Source organism: Massilia sp. CMS3.1 (genome assembly GCF_051262535.1).
Classification (GTDB): Bacteria; Pseudomonadota; Gammaproteobacteria; order Burkholderiales; family Burkholderiaceae_D; genus Telluria.
The window spans coordinates 323,854-342,554 of sequence record NZ_JBIMES010000002.1; the positions used below are offsets into that span (position 1 = coordinate 323,854).

At 65.7% G+C, this 18,701-nt stretch carries 17 protein-coding genes; 6 read left to right on the forward strand and 11 right to left on the reverse strand.

Annotated elements, in window-relative coordinates:
• Positions 1-22 precede the first annotated feature (22 nt).
• From ACHAC9_RS05150 to ACHAC9_RS05170, 5 genes are all read right to left on the reverse strand, one after another.
• Positions 23-1,504 (reverse strand): efflux transporter outer membrane subunit, encoded by a 1,482-nt coding sequence (locus ACHAC9_RS05150; RefSeq protein ID WP_435757799.1) that lies wholly within the window; start codon positions 1,502-1,504, stop codon positions 23-25.
• The gene (locus ACHAC9_RS05155) at positions 1,501-4,680 is read right to left on the reverse strand and encodes an efflux RND transporter permease subunit (RefSeq protein WP_435757801.1); all 3,180 of its coding nucleotides are present in this window, start codon (positions 4,678-4,680) and stop codon (positions 1,501-1,503) included. The genes ACHAC9_RS05150 and ACHAC9_RS05155 overlap by 4 nt, the downstream gene beginning before the upstream one ends.
• A 3-nt stretch (positions 4,681-4,683) precedes the next feature.
• The gene (locus ACHAC9_RS05160; protein ID WP_435757803.1) at positions 4,684-5,880 is read right to left on the reverse strand and encodes an efflux RND transporter periplasmic adaptor subunit; all 1,197 of its coding nucleotides are present in this window, start codon (positions 5,878-5,880) and stop codon (positions 4,684-4,686) included.
• Between the two features lie 143 nt (positions 5,881-6,023).
• A complete protein-coding gene (locus ACHAC9_RS05165; protein ID WP_435757805.1) occupies positions 6,024-6,878 on the reverse strand; it encodes an alpha/beta hydrolase in 855 nt (284 codons plus the stop codon).
• Positions 6,875-7,084, reverse strand: coding sequence for a hypothetical protein (locus ACHAC9_RS05170; protein WP_435757807.1), 210 nt, complete (start codon positions 7,082-7,084; stop codon positions 6,875-6,877). The genes ACHAC9_RS05165 and ACHAC9_RS05170 overlap by 4 nt, the downstream gene beginning before the upstream one ends.
• Positions 7,085-7,239: 155 nt before the next feature.
• Between ACHAC9_RS05170 and ACHAC9_RS05175 the strand changes: the two genes are divergently transcribed.
• The 6 genes from ACHAC9_RS05175 to ACHAC9_RS05200 all read left to right on the forward strand — a co-directional run bounded on the left by ACHAC9_RS05175 (position 7,240) and on the right by ACHAC9_RS05200 (position 11,288).
• The gene (locus ACHAC9_RS05175) at positions 7,240-8,181 is read left to right on the forward strand and encodes a LysR family transcriptional regulator (protein WP_435757809.1); all 942 of its coding nucleotides are present in this window, start codon (positions 7,240-7,242) and stop codon (positions 8,179-8,181) included.
• 35 nt (positions 8,182-8,216) lie between these two features.
• Positions 8,217-8,663 (forward strand): DUF962 domain-containing protein, encoded by a 447-nt coding sequence (locus ACHAC9_RS05180; RefSeq protein WP_435757811.1) that lies wholly within the window; start codon positions 8,217-8,219, stop codon positions 8,661-8,663.
• A 90-nt stretch (positions 8,664-8,753) separates the two neighbouring features.
• The gene (locus ACHAC9_RS05185; RefSeq protein ID WP_435757813.1) at positions 8,754-9,209 is read left to right on the forward strand and encodes a glycine zipper 2TM domain-containing protein; all 456 of its coding nucleotides are present in this window, start codon (positions 8,754-8,756) and stop codon (positions 9,207-9,209) included.
• A 62-nt stretch (positions 9,210-9,271) separates the two neighbouring features.
• The gene (locus tag ACHAC9_RS05190; RefSeq protein WP_435757815.1) at positions 9,272-10,210 is read left to right on the forward strand and encodes a DMT family transporter; all 939 of its coding nucleotides are present in this window, start codon (positions 9,272-9,274) and stop codon (positions 10,208-10,210) included.
• Positions 10,207-10,704, forward strand: coding sequence for an N-acetyltransferase family protein (locus ACHAC9_RS05195; RefSeq protein ID WP_435757817.1), 498 nt, complete (start codon positions 10,207-10,209; stop codon positions 10,702-10,704). The genes ACHAC9_RS05190 and ACHAC9_RS05195 overlap by 4 nt, the downstream gene beginning before the upstream one ends.
• A 404-nt stretch (positions 10,705-11,108) precedes the next feature.
• Entirely contained in the window at positions 11,109-11,288 is a 180-nt protein-coding gene (locus ACHAC9_RS05200; protein ID WP_435757819.1) for a hypothetical protein, read from the forward strand.
• Positions 11,289-11,356: 68 nt separating this feature from the next.
• Here ACHAC9_RS05200 and hutI read toward each other — a convergent pair whose 3' ends face one another.
• From hutI to hutU, 6 genes are read right to left on the reverse strand one after another with little or no spacing between them, the layout of a single operon-like run.
• Positions 11,357-12,601: an imidazolonepropionase gene (gene hutI / locus ACHAC9_RS05205; protein ID WP_435757821.1), complete on the reverse strand. Its 1,245-nt coding sequence runs from the start codon at positions 12,599-12,601 to the stop codon at positions 11,357-11,359.
• Complete coding sequence (locus ACHAC9_RS05210) at positions 12,594-13,199, reverse strand: HutD/Ves family protein (RefSeq protein ID WP_435757823.1); 606 nt, start codon at positions 13,197-13,199, stop codon at positions 12,594-12,596. The genes hutI and ACHAC9_RS05210 overlap by 8 nt, the downstream gene beginning before the upstream one ends.
• Before the next feature lie 2 nt (positions 13,200-13,201).
• Positions 13,202-14,563: a formimidoylglutamate deiminase gene (locus tag ACHAC9_RS05215; protein ID WP_435757825.1), complete on the reverse strand. Its 1,362-nt coding sequence runs from the start codon at positions 14,561-14,563 to the stop codon at positions 13,202-13,204.
• Positions 14,560-15,348, reverse strand: coding sequence for an N-formylglutamate deformylase (gene hutG, locus ACHAC9_RS05220; RefSeq protein ID WP_435757827.1), 789 nt, complete (start codon positions 15,346-15,348; stop codon positions 14,560-14,562). The genes ACHAC9_RS05215 and hutG overlap by 4 nt, the downstream gene beginning before the upstream one ends.
• Positions 15,349-15,364: 16 nt before the next feature.
• On the reverse strand, positions 15,365-16,912 hold the full coding sequence (gene hutH / locus ACHAC9_RS05225; protein WP_435757829.1) for a histidine ammonia-lyase: 1,548 nt from the start codon (positions 16,910-16,912) through the stop codon (positions 15,365-15,367).
• Positions 16,909-18,630, reverse strand: a complete 1,722-nt coding sequence (gene hutU / locus ACHAC9_RS05230; protein WP_435757831.1) for a urocanate hydratase — start codon at positions 18,628-18,630, stop codon at positions 16,909-16,911. The genes hutH and hutU overlap by 4 nt, the downstream gene beginning before the upstream one ends.
• Between the last annotated feature and the right edge of the window lie 71 nt (positions 18,631-18,701).

Sequence of the window (18,701 nt, forward strand, 5' to 3'; positions counted from 1 at the left end):
GGCACATCGAGACAATCGGTGGCTAGCGCGCCGCGAATGGCGCCGCGCCGTCCTGCGCCGGCGCATCCCAGCCGCCACCGAGCGCGCGGATCAGGGCCACCGTCGTCATGGCCTGGTTCCCGCGCAACTGGACCGCGCTACGTTCGCTCGCTGCCAGGTTGCGCTGCGCGTCGAGCAGGTCGAGATAGCTCGAACGGCCGGCGTCGTACAGCTTGCGCGCCAGTTCGGCCGAACGGCGCGCCGAGCGCACCGCGTCGTCGACTTGTTCGCCCTGGGCGGCCAGGATGCGCACGCCGGCCAGGTTGTCCTCGACCTCGGCGAATGCCGCCAGCACCCGCTCGCGATACGCCGCCACCGATTCTTCCAGGACCGCTTCGCTGCGCGTCACGTTCGCCTTGTTACGCCCGCCGTCGACGATCGGCAGCGACAGCAGCGCGCCCAGCACCCAGGAGCGGCTGCTCCAATGGAAGACCTCGGCCATGGTGCCGCCGACGCCACCACCCCCGGCATTGATGTTCAGCGCCGGGAACATCGCCGCCCGTGCCACGCCGATGCGGGCATTCGCCGCTTCCATCGCACGCTGGGCGCTGGCGATATCGGGCCGGCGCTCGAGCAGGGTCGAAGGCAGACCGGCCGGAATGGCAGGCAGCGCGACACTGTCCGGCAAGGGGCTGGTAGTGGCCGTGAAGCGTGCGGCCGGACGGCCCAGCAGGACGGCCAGCGCATGTTCGGCATTCGTGCGCTGGCGCTGCAGGCCGATCGCTTCGGCGCGCGTGGCCGACAGCTCGGTTTTGGCGCGCGCCAGGTCGAATTCGCCGATGTCGCCCAGGTCGAAGCGGCGCTGATTGATGCGCACGCTTTCCTCGCGCAGCCGCACGGCGCCATCGACGGTCGCCAGTTCGGCGTCCAGGGCGCGCAGCCGGAACCAGGTCTGGGCCACGTCCGCCTGCAGAGACAGCAGCACCGAGCGGTAGCTGGCCTCGCTCGCGCCCGCATCCTGGCGCGCCGCTTCGACGCTTGAGCCGACGCGGCCGAACAGGTCGACCTCGTAGCTCGCGCTCAGGCTGGCGCTGTAGCTGTTTTGCGGCGCGATGCTGCTCCCCTGGGGAAGATTGAGGTCCAGCGGCGCGGGCCGCGCGCGCTGGGCGCCGACCCCGACGCCGACCTGCGGCACCCGGTCGGCCTGCGCAATCCCGGCGATCGCCCTCGCCTGTTTGACGCGCGCCGCGGCGACGGCCAGGCTGGCGTTGTTGCTGCTTGCCTCATCCACCAGTTCGGTCAGGCGCGGATCCTGGAAGGCGAGCCACCACTGGCCGCGCGCTTGCTGCTCCGCCGGGCGGGCGAGGCGCCACAGGCTGCCGTCAGCGGCGGTCCTGATGTCTCCCGCTTCCTTGAAGGCGGCCGGGGTATCGATCGCCGGTTGCCTGAAAGCGGGCGCGGCGCAGGCGCTCAGCAGCAAGGCGGCGAGCAGGGGCGCCACGCCGCGTGCAATCATTGTTCTCATTGATGTACTCCTTCAGCCCGCACCGCGGCGGGGGTAGCAACAGGTTTCTCGAAACGCTTGGCAAAGGTGCGCAGCAGGACGTAGAACAGGGGCGTGAGGAACAGGCCGAACAGGGTCACGCCCAGCATGCCCGCGAAGACGGCCACACCCATGGCGTGGCGCATCTCGGCGCCGGCGCCGGTGGAGAACACCAGCGGCACCACACCCATGATGAAGGCGATCGAGGTCATCAGGATCGGACGCAGGCGCAGGCGGCTCGCTTCCAGCGCGGCGTCGACCACGCTGCGGCCGTGGTGTTCGAGTTCACGGGCGAATTCCACGATCAGGATCGCGTTCTTCGAGGCGAGGCCCACCAGCACGAACAGCGCAATTTGCGTGAAGATGTTGTTGTCGCCGCCGGTCAGCTTGACGCCGACCAGCGCGCACAGGATCGACATCGGCACGATCAGGATCACGGCCAGCGGCAGCGTCCAGCTCTCGTACTGGGCAGCGAGCACCAGGAATACCAGCAGCACGCACAGCGGGAAGACGAAGACCATCGTATTGCCCGACAGGATGTTCTGGTAAGTCAGGTCGGTCCACTCATAGGCGATCCCTTTAGGGAGCGTCTCTTGCGCGATCTGCTCGAAGATGGCCTGCGCCTGGCCGGACGAGACGCCGGCTGCCGGACCGCCGTTCATGTCGGCCGTCACATACGCGTTGTAGCGCTGCACGCGGTCCGGGCCGTAGCTGTCCTTCACCTGCATCAGCGACGACAGCGGAATCATCTCGCCTTTGACGCTCCTCACCTTCAGCTGCGCGATCTGCTCGGGCTGCGAGCGGAACTGGGCGTCCGCCTGCACCCGCACCTGGTAGGTGCGGCCGAACTGATTGAAGTCGTTCACGTAGAGCGAGCCCAGATTGATCTGCAGCGTCTGGTAAATCGTCTGCAGGGGCACGCCGAGCTGCTTGGCCTTGACGCGATCAACGTCCGCGAACAGTTGCGGCACGTTGATCTGGTAGCTCGAGAACACGCCGGCCAGGCGCGGGTCGGCCCAGGCCTTGGCCTGCATGGCCTGCGCCGCCTTGTACAGCGCGTCGTAGCCAAGATTCCCCCGGTCTTCCAGCATCATTTTAAAACCGCCGGTGGTCCCCAAGCCGTTTACCGGGGGCGGCGGCAGCACCATCACGAAGGCGTCTTCGACGGCGCCCATGCGCTTGTTGATTTCAGCGGCGATGGCTTCGGCCGATTGGTCCTTGCCGCGCCGTTCACTGAAGGGCTTCAGTCCCGTGAACACGATGCCGGCATTCGGCGCATTGGTAAAGCCGTTGATCGACAGGCCCGGGAAGGCAATCGACGACTCGACGCCCGGAATCTCTTTCGCAATCGCCGACATGCGGCGGATCACGGCGTCGGTCCGGTCGAGCGAGGCCGCGTCGGGCAGCTGCGCAAAGCCGATCAAATACGCCTTGTCCTGCTGCGGCACGAAGCCTGGCGGCACGACCTTGAACATGAACAGCGCGGCAACACCGAGGACCGCATACACGGCGAGGGACAGCGTCTTGCGGCGCAGGACCGTCTGCACGCCACCCTCGTAGCGGTGCGATGCCCGCCCGAAGAAGCGGTTGAAGGCGGCGAAGAAGCGCCCGAAGACGGCGTCGATGCCGCGCGTGAGGCGGTCCTTCGGCGCGTCGTGCGCTTTTAATAGCGCAGCCGACAAGGCGGGGGCGAGCGTGAGCGAAGCGAAGGCCGAGATCACGGTCGAAATCGCAATCGTCAGCGCGAACTGACGGTAGAACTGGCCGCTCAAGCCGGACACGAACGCGATCGGCACGAACACGGCGCACAGCACCAGGGCAATCGCCACGATCGGGCCACTGACTTCCTTCATGGCCTGGATCGTTGCGTCATGCGGGTTCAAGCCATTCGTGATGTTGCGCTCGACATTTTCCACGACGACGATCGCGTCGTCGACCACGATGCCGATCGCCAGCACCAGGCCAAACAAGGACAGGGTATTGATCGAGAAGCCGAACATCAGCATCACGGCAAAGGTGCCGACGACCGACACCGGCACCGCCAGCAGCGGGATGATCGAGGCGCGCCAGCTTTGCAGGAACACGATCACGACAATCGCCACCAGCACGACCGCTTCGAACAGGGTGACAATCACGGAGTCGATCGACTCGCGCACGAATTGGGTCGGGTCGTACACAATGCTGTGTTCTACGCCTTCCGGAAACTCTTTCGACAGCTCGGCCATGGTGGCGCGTACATCGGTCGACAACTGCAATGCGTTCGCATTCGGCGCTTCGAAGATCGGGATCGCCACGGCCGACTTGTTGTTCAGCAGCGAGCGCAAGGCATACGAGTTCGAGCCCATCTCCAGGCGCGCGACGTCTTTCAAGTGCGTGATTGAACCGTCCTCGCCTGCCTTGACAATGATGGCGCCGAACTCTTCGACGCTCGACAAGCGCCCCTGGGTGTTGACGGTCAGCTGGAACTCGGCGCCTTTGGCCGGGCCCTGGCCGATAACGCCGGCCGCCACCTGCACGTTCTGTTCGCGGATCGCCTCGACGATATCGCCTGCCACCAGGCCACGCGCGGCGACCTTTTGCGGGTCGAGCCAGACGCGCATCGCATAGTCGCCCGAGCCGAACAGCTGCACTTCCCCCATGCCTTCGATACGCGCCAGCCGGTCCTTGATGTTCAGGGTGGCGTAGTTACGCAGATACAGGTCGTCGTAGCGGCCGTCCGGGGAATTCAGGTGCACGACCATGGTCAGGTTGGGCGAGCTTTTGACGGTGGTCACGCCGATCTGGCGCACCTCTTCCGGCAGGCGCGGCAGCGCGCGCTGCACGCGGTTCTGCACCTGGGTTTCGGCTTGCTCGACGTTGGTGCCGATGGCGAAGGTCACCGTCAGCATCAGGGCGCCGTCCGACGTGTTTTGCGAGGACATGTACAGCATGTTCTCGACGCCGTTGATCTGCTCTTCCAGGGGCGCGGCCACCGTCTCGGCGATGACCTTCGGATTGGCGCCCGGGTACTGGGCGCGCACCACGATCGAGGGCGGCACCACGTCCGGGTACTCGGAGATAGGCAACTGGAAGATCGCGATCAGGCCCGACACGAAGATGAGCACCGACAGCACGACGGCGAAAATGGGTTTGTCGACAAAGAAGCGGGAGAAGTTCATGGCTTACTCCTTGACGTCGGTAGCGGCTGCCAGCGCCAGCGCCAGCGGGGCGGCATCGATCATCGGCACGATCTGCGGCGCCACCGGCGCGCCGGGCCTTACGCGCTGCAAGCCGTTGACGACGATCTTCTCGCCGGCCTTGACGCCGCTGCGCACGACACGCAGGCCGTCGACCACCGGCCCGAGCGTCACCGGACGGTACTCGGCCTTGCCGTCGGCGCCCACCACGAACACGAACTTGCGGCTCTGGTCCGTGCCCACCGCGCGCTCGTTGATCAGAACGGCCTTGCGGCTGTCGGCCGCGCCCAGCTGCACGCGCGCGAACAGGCCAGGCACCAGGGCGCCGTCCTTGTTCTCGAAGGTGGCGCGCATGCGCACGCTGCCGGTACGGGCGTCGAGCTGGTTGTCGACGAATTCGAGTGTTCCCTCGTGCGGAAAGCCTTCTTCGTTGGCCAGGCCCACGCGCACCGCCACCGGCGCGCCGTCACGGGCCTTCACGCCGACACGCAGGTAGGTGTCTTCGTCGCCGTCGAAGCTGGCGTAGATGCGCTCGAGCGAAACGACCGAGGTCAGCACGGCCGTGGCGTCGACCAGGTTGCCGAGCGTGATCTCGGCTTTCGAGACGCGCCCGTCGATCGGCGACACGACGCGGGTGTAGGCCAGGTTCAGGCGCGCTGCTTCATACTGGGCTTGGGCCGCACCGGCGTTCGCCTCCAGCTCCTTCTGGCTTGCGGCGGCTTCGTCGAATTCGCGGCGGGCGATCGCCTTGTCAGCCATCAGGCTCTCGGCGCGCGCCAGTTCGCGTTTGGCGAGGTCGGCCCTGGCACGGGCGGAGGCGGCTGCGGCCTGTGCGCGGGTGGCTTCGGCCTGGTAGGGACGCGGGTCGACCACGAACAGCACGTCGCCCTTCTTCACCTCACTGCCCGGTTTGAAGTTCACGGCGGTGATGAACCCGCTGACGCGCGAGCGGATCTCGACCCGCTCGACGGCTTCCAGCCGGCCCGAGAATTCCTGGGTTTCGGCGATCGGCTTCTCCAGCACGATGGCGGCCGATACCGGCGGCGCCGCAGGTGCCGCTGGCGCGGCGGTTTTTCCGGTGGCGTCGTCGCAGCCGGCGAGTGTGCCCGTCACGAGTCCGGCGAGCGCCAATGCGGCAATCAGCGGCCTGGCGGCGCTGGTGAGTTGTGTCAGCTTTCTCATGTTGACCCCTTTTTTTGTGAGAATGTTAAGAAGATGGCGACACCCGTCCCGCCCGCGACGAATCGCAGGAAAAGCGGGCCCCGCCGCACCAGGTGGTGCGGTTGTCCGGTTCAGTTCAGTTGGAAATCCAGGTAAGTGCTGACTTAGGCTTGAAGGGCCCCCTGCCCCTCAAGACGTGCGATAAAGTCGGAGATTTCGACGAGCGCCGGCCGCTCGCAGGCGCATTCGTTACGCTCGTCCGCTTGCGGCGCGGGCAACAGGCGACGCACGGTCGCCTGCACGCCGAAGCTGGCGAGCTTTGCGCCATAGGCTTCGGCTTCGTCGCGCAAAGGATCGTCCTCGGCGGACAGGATCAGGGCCGGCGGCAGGTTCTTCAGCCGGCTCGATTGCAGGGGCGAGGCGTAAGGATGGGTACGGTCGGCCGCGTTCGGCAGGTAGCCGCGGTAGGCGGCGGCGCAACCGTCGGCCAGCTTTTCCTGGTCAGGACAATTCGGCATCTCGCGCATCGAGCAGGTCGACAGGCCGGGGTCGAGCATCGGCATGATCAGGATCTGGCCGGCGAGTGTGGGTGCGCCGCGGTCGCGCGACATCAGGGCGCAGACGGCGGCCAGGTTGGCGCCGGCCTCGATGCCGGCCACCAGCAAATGCTTGCCGTTCCAGCCAAGTGTGGCCTTGTTCTTTTTCGCCCACAGCAGCACGGCGTGGGCATCCTCGACCGCGGCCGGGAACGGGCGCACGGTGGCGAGCGTGTAGCTCGACGCCAGCACGACCGGGGTGTGGCTGACGCCGGCCAGGTGGCGCAGGAAGCCGTCCGAGTCGTCGAGGGTATCGGCGACAAAACCACCGGGAGGGAAGAACACGACCAGGGTGTCGCGCTTACCTTTCTGGCCGGTGGCGTACAGGCGCGCTTTCAAAGGACCTTGTTCTCCGGCCACTTCAAGGTCGCGTACCCGCACGGCGTCGGCGGCCGCGTTGACGGCATCGAGTCGGTCGTTCATGGCGCCACCTTGTTCGAGACGGCGGCCAGCGTCGCGGCTGGCGCCGGATCGTCGCAGAGCGTTTGCGCCATGGCCGACAGTGCATGCACGCCGCGCGCCTCGGCGCCTGCCGCCTGCGCATAGGCGCCGCTGCCGACCATCCCGGCCATCGCCAGGGTGCTGATCGCCAATGCGATCGTTGCCAGAATGCTGTCCCGAACTTTCATGTCCTGCTCCTGCCTGCCAAAAGGTTTTTACTCCAGTACGGACACTATAGACATCATCTACAATCAGATAAAGATGGCAATGTCGAATTGATTGTTCGGATTCTGCGAACAATCAGCGCAAAGATGCGTTCGGCTGAACGCGAAGCGAGGAAAGCATGAACAAGCTCCAGGCAATGGCGGTATTCGTCCAGGTGGTCGATACCGGCAGTTTTACCCGTGCGGCGCAGATGCTCGACCTGCCGAAGGCCAGCGTGTCGACCCTGGTGCAGGCATTGGAGGCGTCGCTGTCGGCCAAGCTGCTGCACCGTACGACCCGGCAGGTGACGGTGACGTCCGACGGGGCCGCCTATTACGAACGCTGCGTGCGCATCCTGTCGGACGTGCGCGAAGCCGAAGAATCGCTGTCGCGCATGCGCATCAATCCGAGCGGCCGCCTGCGCGTGGACACGCCCACCGGCTTGTCGAGCGAGATCCTGATACCTGCGCTGCCCGCCTTTTTCGAACGCTACCCGGATATCACGTTGGAAATGGGCAGTACCGACCGTCCGGTCGACCTGGTCGAGGAAGGTGTCGACTGCGCGGTGCGCGGCGGTCCGCTGACCGATACCAGCCTGATTGCGCGGCGCGTCGGCATCATCAATTTCGTCACCGCCGCCGCCCCTTCCTACCTGGCCCGCTTCGGCATGCCCGCGCATCCGGACGACCTGGCGCGTCACCGCTGCGTCAATTATTTCTCGGCCAAGACCGGCAAGGTATACGACTGGGATTTCAACCGGAATGGCGAGCGCATCGAAGTGCCGATGCCGGGCGTGATCGCCCTGAACGATTCGAACGCCTACGTGCAGGCAGGCCTGGCGGGTTTGGGCGTGATCCAGATGACCGATTACCTCTTGACCCGACACGTCGAGGAAGGCCGCATGGTGCAGGTGCTGCCGGACTGGGTCAGCGACGCGCTGCCGGTGCACATCGTCTATCCGCAGAACCGCCACATGTCGGCCAAGGTGCGTGTGTTCGTGGAATGGGTGTCTGAGGTGTTCGCGAACCATCCGCAGATGCGGCTCGGTGCGCGGCCTGATTTTGCTGCTGCGCAGGTGTAGAATCGTCCGTATAACAACCACGGCCGGAGACATTCTTGAACCAGACCGCACAGTCGCGCCACATCCACGCCCTGCTCGCCGAATACAGCGAGAGCCACCGCAACCCGACCAATGAATTGATTCACTTCGTCTGCGTGCCGCTCATCGTGTTTTCGCTGCTCGGCATCCTGTGGTCGCTGCACCCGGTGCTGGCACTGGCCGCCGTGGGCGGGGCGATGTGGTACTACCTGCAGCTCTCGAAACCGTTCGCGATCGGCATGTTGGCCATGTCGCTCCTGATGCTGGCAATCCTGGCTGCGATGCCTCCCATGACGGTGCTGCCGCTGTCGATCGCCGTGTTCGTGGTCTCCTGGATCGGCCAGTTCATCGGCCACAAGATCGAGGGCAAGAAGCCATCCTTCCTCGACGACCTGCGCTTTCTGCTGATCGGTCCGCTGTTCGTGCTGGGCTTCCTGTACCGGCGCTTCCATCTCGCGTACTGAGCAGGTGGGAAGTGCGCCGATGTGTGCGGCGCACCTTGCTTTCTGAGAGTAAGCTTTCCTGGCAGCGCATTGCGCTTGTCGGAGACTGCCATGAAAGCCACCCTCCCCTTTCCGCTCTTTCTCGTGGCGGCCCTTCTCGCCGGCTGCGCCACCGCGCCGCCCTCCGGCAGCGTCTACCGGTCTTACCAGACCCAGAACGAACAAGTCGTGCGTACCGGCACGGTCGAGTCGGTGCGCAATGTCGTCATCGCCAATTCCGAATCGGGTGTGGGCACGATGGGCGGCGCCGCGCTCGGCGGCCTGGCCGGTTCACAGGCCGGGAGCGGCAACGGTTCGGCGGCGATGGGGATCGTCGGCGCCATTGCGGGCGGCCTGATCGGGCAGCGGGTCGAGGCCAGCGCCAACAACCGCCCCGGCTTCGAAATCACGGTAAAACTCGACAGCGGTGAACTGCGCGCCGTGACCCAGGCGGCCGATGAATTGTTCCGTCCGGGCGAGCGGGTGCGACTTCTGAGCAATGGTTACAACACGCGCGTAACGCACTAAGCGACGCCCCCCGCACCAATTTATAGACGGCAGGAAACGGGGAAAACACGTATACTTCCGCGATGTCTTCTCGCGCCCTGTTCATCATCGCCTCGCTCATCTGGGGCTCCACCTTCTGGGCCATTACCTTGCAGCTGGGCGAAGTCCCGCCTTCAGTATCGGTGGTCTACCGTTTTGCGCTGGCCTCAAGCGTGCTGTTCGTCATCTGCATCGGCCGCGGTTTTAAATTGCAACTGCCCTGGCGTACCCAGAAGTGGCTGATGCTCCAGGGTATGGCGACCTTCGGCTTATCCTATATCTGCACTTACCAGGCTGAAGAAGTCGTGGTCTCGGGCCTGGTCGCCGTCCTGTTCGCATTGATGGTGTTCTGGACACCGCTGCTCGGCCGTGTCTTCTACGGCACGCCGATCGCGCCGCGCACCTGGGGCGCCGGCGCTGTCGCCACCTGCGGCGTGGCCCTGCTCTTTTATCACTCGATCGGCGCTGCCTGGCGCGACGTGCAGGCGGGCGGCAGCGGGCATTTCCTGCTGGGCGTGGTACTGGCGCTGGTCGCCACCATCGCCAGTTCGGCCGGCAGCATCGTCGTCGGGAAGGTGCGCGAGCAGTCCAACAATGTGATGCTGACTACTGCCTGGTCGATGCTGTGGGGCACGCTGCTGGTGGCCCTCTACGTCGTCCTGACCGGTCAGCGCTTCGTGCTGCCACCGACGGTGTCTTATACGCTGGGCCTGGTTTACCTGTCGATCTTCGGCTCGGTGATCGCCTTCCTCGCCTACTTCACGCTGATCAACCGCATCGGGCCACAAAAGGCCGTGTATATCGGCGTCATCACGCCGGTGCTGTCGGTACTGCTGTCGATCCAGCTGGAAGCCTACCGTCCGGGTCCGGTCGAATTCCTCGGCATGATCCTGTGCCTGGCCAGCGTGGCCTGGGCCCTGCAGGCACCCGCAGCCAAACCCGTGCACACCGCAACCCTGAACCAAGTATCCGACACTCCATGACTGCTGTTACCCATTTCTCCGTCCGTCCCGCCGAACCTGCCGACGTCACCCACATCCACTCGATGATCGTCGAGCTGGCCGTGTTCGAAAAACTCGAACACATGGTCGTTGCCACCGAAGAGCTGCTGCACGAGGGCCTGTTCGGCCTGCGCCCGGCCTGCGAAGCCATCATCGGCGAGGAAAACGGCGAAGTCGTCGCCTTCGCCTTGTTCTTCCACAATTTCTCGACCTTCCTCACCAAGAAGGGCCTGTATCTGGAAGACCTGTACGTGCGCCAGTCGCACCGCGGCAAGGGCTATGGCACCGCGCTGCTGGCGCGCCTGGCCCAGATCGCCGTCGAACGCCATTGCGGCCGCTTCGAGTGGTCGGTGCTGGACTGGAACGAGCCGGCGATCGGCTTCTACAAGACGATGGGTGCCGACATCATGCCGGAATGGCGCATCTGCCGCGTGACCGGCGAAGCGCTCGACCATCTGGCGCGCCGCGCGGACTGATCGATATCAAGAGCGGTTAACCTGGCCCTCAGGGCAAGGCGCATCGTCGAAGACAGTACGCTGGTACGGCGAGACGATGCAACGCAGCCATGAGGGTCAGGTTAACCGCTCCACAAGAAAAAGCCCACGAGGCCGTGAGGCGCCGTGGGCGAACCCATTATGTAAATGGGGAGGGGAGACTGGAAATCAAGGATTTCACTATAGCTGTGTGAACTCGTCAGAAGCTGTTTTTCTTACAATTGCTTACCTCTCTTACGGATCGTCTGCTACCTATAATTACCGAGCTGGAGACCGTCGAATTGACACTGCTCAATAGTTAGCCGTCGGCGTCGCACGCTTGAGTGATGACAAATGCAAGGAATAGGTGTCCCGGACAATGTGTTCTTCGCACAAAGGGAGACACCATGACTTCCAGACTCAAGCCGATCACCACGCGTCTCTACAAGGCGTGGCTGCGTTCCCGTCTCGACAATTACACCCGCGGCCTGCATGCCATTGCGGCACAGCGCGAGAATGATTTCCATGCCGAGCGGATGCTGCACCGGGCGATGTCGGAGACGCGTTCGAAGTTGCAGTCGCTCTGACAAAAATCCCGCCGAACGCACATTGACGCGGCCAATGCAGCGTTCATGGACGGCGGCCCACTGTCTACTTACAAGCCCGCCGGCAAGCCCACATCGCGCGCGCGCATCACGCCGCCGTTCACCACCGCCTGGCAGGGATTGAATCCGATCGCATACGCCAGCTCGGCCGGTCGTGAAATGTCCCACAGCGCAAAATCGGCGCGCTTGCCGACTTCCAGCGTGCCGATCTGTTCCTGCAGGCCGAGCGCGCGTGCGGCGTTGACCGTGGCGCCGAGCAGCGCTTCGCGCGGCGTCATCCGCCACAGCGTGCAGGCCATGTTCATTGCCAGCAGCAGGGAGCTGAGCGGCGACGTGCCCGGATTGCAGTCGGTCGCCACCGCCAGCGGCACGCCGGCCGCGCGCAGGGCGGCAATCGGCGGCGCCTGGGTCTCGCGCAAGAAGTAATACGCCCCCGGCAGCAGCACGGCAACGGTGCCGGCGGCGGCCATGGCGGCGATGCCGGCCGGCGTGACATGTTCGAGGTGGTCGGCCGACAGGCCGCGGTAGCGCGCCACCAGTTCGGCGCCGCGCCCGTCCGACAGTTGTTCGGCATGGAGTTTGACGGGCAGCCCCAGCCGCTTGGCGGCGGCGAATACCCGTTCGGTCTGGTCATAACTAAAACCGATGTGCTCGCAGAAGGCGTCGACCGCGTCGACCAGCTTTTCCTTGACCAGCAGCGGCAGCATGCGCTCGGTCACTTCGGCGATGTAGTCGTCGGGGCGGCCCGTGAATTCGGGCGGCAGCGCGTGCGCGCCGAGGAAGGTCGTGCGCACTTCCACCGGCAACAGCTCGCCGATGCGGCGCGCGGCGCGCAGCAGCGCCGCTTCGCCTTGCAGGTTCAGGCCGTAGCCGGATTTGATTTCGAGGGTGGTGACGCCCTCGGCCAGCAGTTGCGAGACGCGCGGCGCGCTCTGGCGCAGCAGGTCTTCGACGCTGGCCGCGCGGGTGGCGCGCACGGTCGACATGATGCCGCCGCCGTTGCGCGCGATGTCTTCGTAACTCGCCCCTTCCAGGCGCGCTTCCCATTCGTCGCTGCGGTTGCCGGCGTGGACGATATGGGTGTGGCAGTCGATCAGGCCGGGAGTCAGCCAGGCGCCGTCGCAATCGTGGATGACGGCGGCACGGGGCGCCTCGCGGCGCGCACCGACCCAGGCGATGCGGCCGTGGTGCACGGCGATCGCGCCATCCTTCACCTCGCCGTAGCCATCGACCATCGTGGCCAGGTTCACGTTCGCAAACACCGCATCGACGCGGAGCGCGTGGCGCTCACTCATCTTCATATTCCTCGTCTTCGTTGTAATAGAAAATGTCGACAATGAAGATGACGGCCTGGGTCGCCTCGATCGACCAGATCGTGCCCGGGTCGAACATCACGGCGTCGTAGCGCACCATGTTGATGCGCTCGGCGTCGCTGGCGATCTCGAGGGTGTCGCCCTCGGCCAGGAACAGCAATGTCAGGTCGGCACGCGCCACAAAACGCGATCTGCCGGCCAGGCGGCGGCGTCCGAACTGGTGGTAGCAGCGGTCGCTGCGCGTCATGACGTTAAAGCCGGTGGTCGGGCCGCGATTGAGTTTGGCCACCACCTCCGAGTCGCCGTCGAAGGCCAGCACCGGACCGCTCTCGCAGATGATCACGCGCTCAGTGCCGTCGATATCGAGCGTCATGCCGTGGCCATCGACCAGCGCCAGCGTACGGTCGACGCCGGGAAAGCGCGAGAACGGGCCGTCTTCGGAAATCGTGGCCAGGCTGATGCGCCAGTCGAAGTCCTCGAAGCCGGCCTCGGGCGGACCGACTGCGATCGTCGTGGTGCTGCCGCCACTGTTTTTCCACGGGTATGCCGACAGGCCGGCAAACGGAATCAGGATATTCATGCTCATACCTCGCGCAACTGTTGAATGGCTTGCCGGTAGCGGCGCCCGATTGCTTCCTGCGCCATGTGGCGCCCGCCCTGCACCACCCAGCGTCCGCCGGCCAGTACGTCGCGCACCAGATTGTCGTTGCCGCAGAATACCAGACGTCCCAGCACATCGGTGTCGCCTACGCCGTCCAGGTTCGGGTGCGCGGCGTCGAGCACCAGCAGGTCGGCCCGCCGCCCCGGCGCCAAGGCCCCGACCGGACGCCCGGCCGCCTGCGCGCCACCCGAGAGTGCATCCTGCCACAGGTTGAGCGCCACGTCGCGCCTTGTCGGCGTGGCGGCGATATTCCGGCGCTGCTTGAACAATCGCTGTCCGTATTCGAGCCAGCGGAGTTCCTCGACCGGACTGTGCGACACATGGCTGTCGCTGCCGATGCCCCAGCGTCCGCCAGCGGCCAGGTAATCGCCAAGGGGGAACAGGCCATCGCCCAGGTTCGCCTCGGTCGTCGGGCACAGGCCGGCGACTGCGCCGCTGGCGGCCAGCTGCGCCACTTCGCCCGCGTTCAGGTGGGTCGCATGCACCAGGCACCAGCGGGCATCGATCATCACTTCATCGAACAGGTAGTCGACCGGCCGGCGCCCGCTGAAGTCCAGGCTTTGCTGCACTTCGCGCTGCTGCTCGGCAATGTGGATGTGCAGCGGCCGCTCCTTCGGCAACGCCACCATCAGTTCGTGGATCTGGTCGACACCCGCCGCACGCAGCGAATGCGGCGCCGCGCCGACTTCCAGCTGGCCGCCGCGCAGCGGCTCGAGCGCCTCGACGATGCGCAGCACGGTGTCAACATCGGTACGAAAGCGCGCCTGTTCCGGTGTCAATGGCTGCGCGCCGAAGCCGCCATGGCTGTACAACACCGGCAGCAGCGTCAGCCCGATGCCGGCCTGCTGTCCGGCGGCGGCGACGCGCTCGGCCATCTCGGCCGGCCGCGCATACGGGCTGCCTGCCGGGTCGTGCTGGATGTAGTGAAATTCGCAGAGCGCCGTATAGCCATGACGCAGGCATTCGGAAAACAGCTGGGCCGCAATCGCCTCGATCTGCTCGGGTGTGATGTGAGCGGCGAAGCGGTACATCAGGTCGCGCCAGGTCCAGAAGCTGTCCGGCCCATCGCCCGCTTTTTCGGTCAGGCCGCCCAGCGCGCGTTGAAAAGCGTGCGAATGCAGGTTGACCATGCCCGGCACGACGTAATCGGCACGGGCGACGCCGATTGGCGGACGCGCTCCGGGTGCGACGCGCGTCAGATTGCCGCGCGCATCCCATTCGATGAGCACGTCGCCCTGCCAGCCCTCGGGCAGCAAGGCATGGCGCGCGAACAGGGCGTTCATGCGCGCACCCAGTCGAGCGCGGCTCCCATCATGTCGCTCAATAGCGGCTGGACATCTGCCGCCACTTCCGGTCGGTACGCAAAGGGCGACGCTTCATCCATGTACAGGCACTGGCACATCTCGAGCTGGATCGCGTGAACCCCCTCCTTCGGCTGGCCATAGAAACGCGTGATGTGGCCGCCTTTGAAACGGCCGTTCACGGCAATGGAAAAGCGTTCCTGGGCACGCGCGACGCCAACGACCGCATTCTCCAGGCCAGGATCGCAGGACTTGCCTTCGGCGGTGCCGAAGTTCAGGTCCGGCAGGCGGCCTTCGAAGAAGCGCGGCACGGTCGACGCGATCGAATGCGCATCCCATAGCACCACGCGCCCATGCAGCGCCAGCAGACGGGCCAGTTCGGCGCGCAGCTGTTGGTGGTAGGGCTGCCAGTAGCCCGTCAAGCGGCGCTCGACCTCGGCCTGGTCGGGAACGCGGCCCTCCTGATACAGGCTGTCGCGCCCGAAGGTGTCGACCGGGCACAGGCCGGTCGTGTCCAGGCCCGGGTACAGGTTGGTGTTCTCGGGCGGGCGGTTCAGGTCGATGACATAGCGCGACCAGCGCGCCGCCAGCGTCGAGATGCCGAGGCGGTCCGCGCAGTCGTAGAGTTCGGCCAGGTGCCAGTCGGTGTCGGCTGTCGCCAGTGCACAGGGCGCCATGTGCGCGGCCACCTCGTCGGGAATGTCGGTGCCCACGTGGGGCATCGAGAGCAGCATCGGTGCGTCGCCTGCCTTGAACCGAAAATCCATTACGACTCCTGCTGAGTTAAGGATGTAAGACTGTGAATAATTCCTTGCAGGACGCGGACAGCTCGCCCTCGATCACCATCTGGCGCGCCGCCTCTATATCGGGCGCGAAGAAGCGGTCGGCGTCGAACGGCGCCACACGCTTGCGCAATTGCGCATGCACGTGTTCGAGGTGTTCGGAACTGGCCAGGGGCCGGTGGAACTCGATTCCCTGTCCTGCCGCCAGCAGCTCGATCCCGACAATAACCGATGTATTGTGCGCCATCTGGCCCAGACGGCGCGCCGCAAAGGTCGCCATGCTGACATGGTCTTCCTGGTTGGCCGAAGTCGGCAGGCTGTCGACGCTGGCCGGATGGGCCAGCGACTTGTTTTCCGAGGCCAGCGCGGCAGCCGTCACGTGAGCAATCATGAAGCCGGAGTTCAGCCCCGGCTCGCGCACCAGGAAGGCGGGCAGCCCGGACAAATGCGCGTCGATCAGCAGCGCGATGCGGCGTTCGGCCAGCGCGCCGATTTCCGCAATCGCGAGCGCCAGCGTGTCGGCCGCGAAAGCGACCGGCTCGGCGTGGAAGTTACCGCCCGAGAGGATCGCGCCATCCTCAGGGAATAGCAGCGGGTTGTCCGTCACTGCATTCGCCTCGATCAGCAGGGTGCGGCCGGCATTGGCCACCAGGTCCATGACCGCCCCCATCACCTGCGGCTGGCAGCGCAGGCTGTACGGGTCCTGCACGCGCTCGTCGCCGACCAGGTGGGAAGCGCGGATCGCGCTGCCCTTCACCAGTTCGCGGTAGATGGCGGCGGCGGCGATCTGGCCCGGCTGGCCGCGCACCGCGTGAATGCGCGCATCAAACGGCGCATCGCTGCCGCGGGCGGCGTCGACCGACAAGGCGCCGGTGACCATCGCCGCTTCGACCAGGCGTTCGGCCATAAAGAGACCATGTAAAGCAAGTGCGGTCGACACTTGGGTGCCGTTGATCAGGGCCAGGCCCTCTTTCGCGGCCAGCGTCACCGGCTCGATGCCCGCCAGCGCCAGCGCTTCGCCGGCATCCATGATCCGGCCCTTGTAGCGCACCGGTCCGACGCCCAGGATCGCCAGCGTCATGTGCGCCAGCGGCGCCAGGTCGCCCGAGGCGCCGACCGAACCTTGCACGGGAATGGCGGGCATCACGCCGGCGTTGTAGAGGGCGATCAGGGTGTCGATGATGAGCGGACGTACGCCCGAATAGCCGCGCGCCAGGCTGCCGATTTTCGTCAGCAGGATCAGGCGCACGACCGCATCCGAAATCAGTTCGCCGCAGCCGACCGCGTGCGACAGGATCAGGTTGCGCTGCAGCTGCTCGAGCTGCTCGTTCGGGATGTGGGCCTTGGCCAGGATGCCGAAACCGGTATTGATGCCATACGCCGGATCGCCCTTGTCGACGATGGTCTTGACCAGTGCGGCGGAGGCGGCGATCGGCGCGGCGGCGTCCTGCGACAGCTTGACCCGGAAGTGCGCAGCCCAGGCCGCGCGCAGGTCGGACAGGGTCATGGCCCCGGGTTGCAGGGTCCAGCCGTGGTATGCGTTGTTCATTGTGTGCCTGCGTCGATCATCGGGAGGTTCAGGCCGGTGCGCTTGGCACAGGCGATGGCGGTTTCGTAGCCGGCGTCGGCATGGCGCATGACGCCCGAGCCGCTGTCGTTCACCAGCACGCGGGCGAGGCGCTTTGCAGCCGCCTCGGTGCCGTCGGCCACGATGACGACGCCGGAATGCTGGGAGTAGCCCATGCCGACCCCGCCGCCATGGTGCAGCGAGACCCAGGTCGCGCCCCCGGCGGTATTCAATAAGGCGTTCAGCAGCGGCCAGTCGGAGACGGCGTCGGTGCCGTCGCGCATGCTCTCGGTTTCACGGTTCGGGCTGGCGACCGAGCCGGTATCGAGATGGTCGCGCCCGATCACGATCGGCGCCTTCAGTTCGCCCGTGCGTACCATCTCGTTGAAGGCCAGGCCGGCCAGATGGCGCTCGCCCAGGCCCAGCCAGCAGATCCGCGCCGGCAAGCCCTGGAAGGCGATGCGTTCGCGCGCCATGTCGAGCCAGCGGTGCACCTGCGCGTGCTGCGGGAACAGCTCCTTGATCTTGGCGTCGGTTTTATAGATATCTTCGGGATCGCCCGACAGCGCCACCCAGCGGAAGGGCCCGCGCCCTTCGCAGAACTGGGGCCGGATATAGGCCGGCACGAAGCCCGGGAAGTCGAATGCGTTCTGCACGCCCTCGTCCAGCGCCACCTGGCGGATGTTGTTGCCGTAGTCGACCGCGTGCGCACCCAGCGCGTTGAAGTCGAGGATGGCTTTCACGTGCGTTGCGCACGATGCGGCGGCGGCGGCTTTCAAACGCGCGTGTTGCGCCGGGTCGGCTTGCGCCGCCTTCCATTCGTCGACCGTCCAGCCCTGCGGCAGGTAGCCGTGGATCAGGTCGTGGGCCGAGGTCTGGTCGGTCACCATGTCCGGCACCAGGCCCTTGGTGCGGGCACGGCGCACCAGTTCGGGCAGGATGTCGGCCGCGTTGCCGAGCAGGCCGATCGAGACCGCCTCGCGCTTGCCAGTGTGTTCCTTGATCAGGCGAAGCGCGTCGTCGATATCGCGCGCCTGCTTGTCGAGGTAACGCGTGCGCAGGCGGAAATCGATGCTGGTTTGCTGGCATTCGATGGTCAAGGACACGGCGCCGGCAAACGTCGCCGCCAGCGGCTGCGCGCCGCCCATGCCGCCCAGGCCCGCGGTCAGGATCCAGCGCCCACCCCAGTCGCCATTAAAATGCTGGCGCCCGGCTTCGGCGAAGGTTTCGTAGGTGCCTTGCACGATGCCCTGGGTGCCGATATAGATCCAGCTGCCGGCCGTCATCTGGCCGTACATGAACAAGCCCTTGCGATCGAGTTCGTTGAAATGCTCCCAGGTGGCCCACTTCGGCACCAGGTTCGAGTTTGCCAGCAGCACGCGCGGGGCGTTCTCGTGGGTCTGGAACACGCCGACAGGTTTGCCGGACTGGATCAACAAGGTCTGGTCGTCTTCCAGGGTGCGCAAGGACGCCAGGATCTGGTCGTAGCACTCCCAGTTGCGCGCAGCGCGGCCGATGCCGCCATACACCACCAGGCGCTGCGGATCCTCGGCCACCTCCGCGTCGAGGTTGTTCTGCAGCATGCGGTAAGCAGCTTCGGTCAGCCAGCTCTTGCAGGAAAGCTCGGTGCCGCGCGGGGCGCGGATGGTGCGCGTCGGATCGAAGCGCGGATCGACAATCTGGGACGATTCTTGGGTCATGGCAGCTCCTGGAAGGAAAGGAAGGGCCGCGGCCCTTCCGCAAACCCTCAACGCTCCGAGAGTCTAGACTT

Coding starts and splice junctions, on each gene's coding strand:
- ACHAC9_RS05150 (WP_435757799.1), bottom strand. CDS start 1,504: ATGAGAACAATGATTGCACGCGGCGTGGCGCCCCTGCTCGCCGCCTTG.
- ACHAC9_RS05155 (WP_435757801.1), bottom strand. CDS start 4,680: ATGAACTTCTCCCGCTTCTTTGTCGACAAACCCATTTTCGCCGTCGTG.
- ACHAC9_RS05160 (WP_435757803.1), bottom strand. CDS start 5,880: ATGAGAAAGCTGACACAACTCACCAGCGCCGCCAGGCCGCTGATTGCC.
- ACHAC9_RS05165 (WP_435757805.1), bottom strand. CDS start 6,878: ATGAACGACCGACTCGATGCCGTCAACGCGGCCGCCGACGCCGTGCGG.
- ACHAC9_RS05170 (WP_435757807.1), bottom strand. CDS start 7,084: ATGAAAGTTCGGGACAGCATTCTGGCAACGATCGCATTGGCGATCAGC.
- ACHAC9_RS05175 (WP_435757809.1), top strand. CDS start 7,240: ATGAACAAGCTCCAGGCAATGGCGGTATTCGTCCAGGTGGTCGATACC.
- ACHAC9_RS05185 (WP_435757813.1), top strand. CDS start 8,754: ATGAAAGCCACCCTCCCCTTTCCGCTCTTTCTCGTGGCGGCCCTTCTC.
- ACHAC9_RS05190 (WP_435757815.1), top strand. CDS start 9,272: ATGTCTTCTCGCGCCCTGTTCATCATCGCCTCGCTCATCTGGGGCTCC.
- ACHAC9_RS05195 (WP_435757817.1), top strand. CDS start 10,207: ATGACTGCTGTTACCCATTTCTCCGTCCGTCCCGCCGAACCTGCCGAC.
- ACHAC9_RS05200 (WP_435757819.1), top strand. CDS start 11,109: ATGACTTCCAGACTCAAGCCGATCACCACGCGTCTCTACAAGGCGTGG.
- hutI (WP_435757821.1), bottom strand. CDS start 12,601: ATGAGTGAGCGCCACGCGCTCCGCGTCGATGCGGTGTTTGCGAACGTG.
- ACHAC9_RS05210 (WP_435757823.1), bottom strand. CDS start 13,199: ATGAATATCCTGATTCCGTTTGCCGGCCTGTCGGCATACCCGTGGAAA.
- ACHAC9_RS05215 (WP_435757825.1), bottom strand. CDS start 14,563: ATGAACGCCCTGTTCGCGCGCCATGCCTTGCTGCCCGAGGGCTGGCAG.
- hutG (WP_435757827.1), bottom strand. CDS start 15,348: ATGGATTTTCGGTTCAAGGCAGGCGACGCACCGATGCTGCTCTCGATG.
- hutH (WP_435757829.1), bottom strand. CDS start 16,912: ATGAACAACGCATACCACGGCTGGACCCTGCAACCCGGGGCCATGACC.
- hutU (WP_435757831.1), bottom strand. CDS start 18,630: ATGACCCAAGAATCGTCCCAGATTGTCGATCCGCGCTTCGATCCGACG.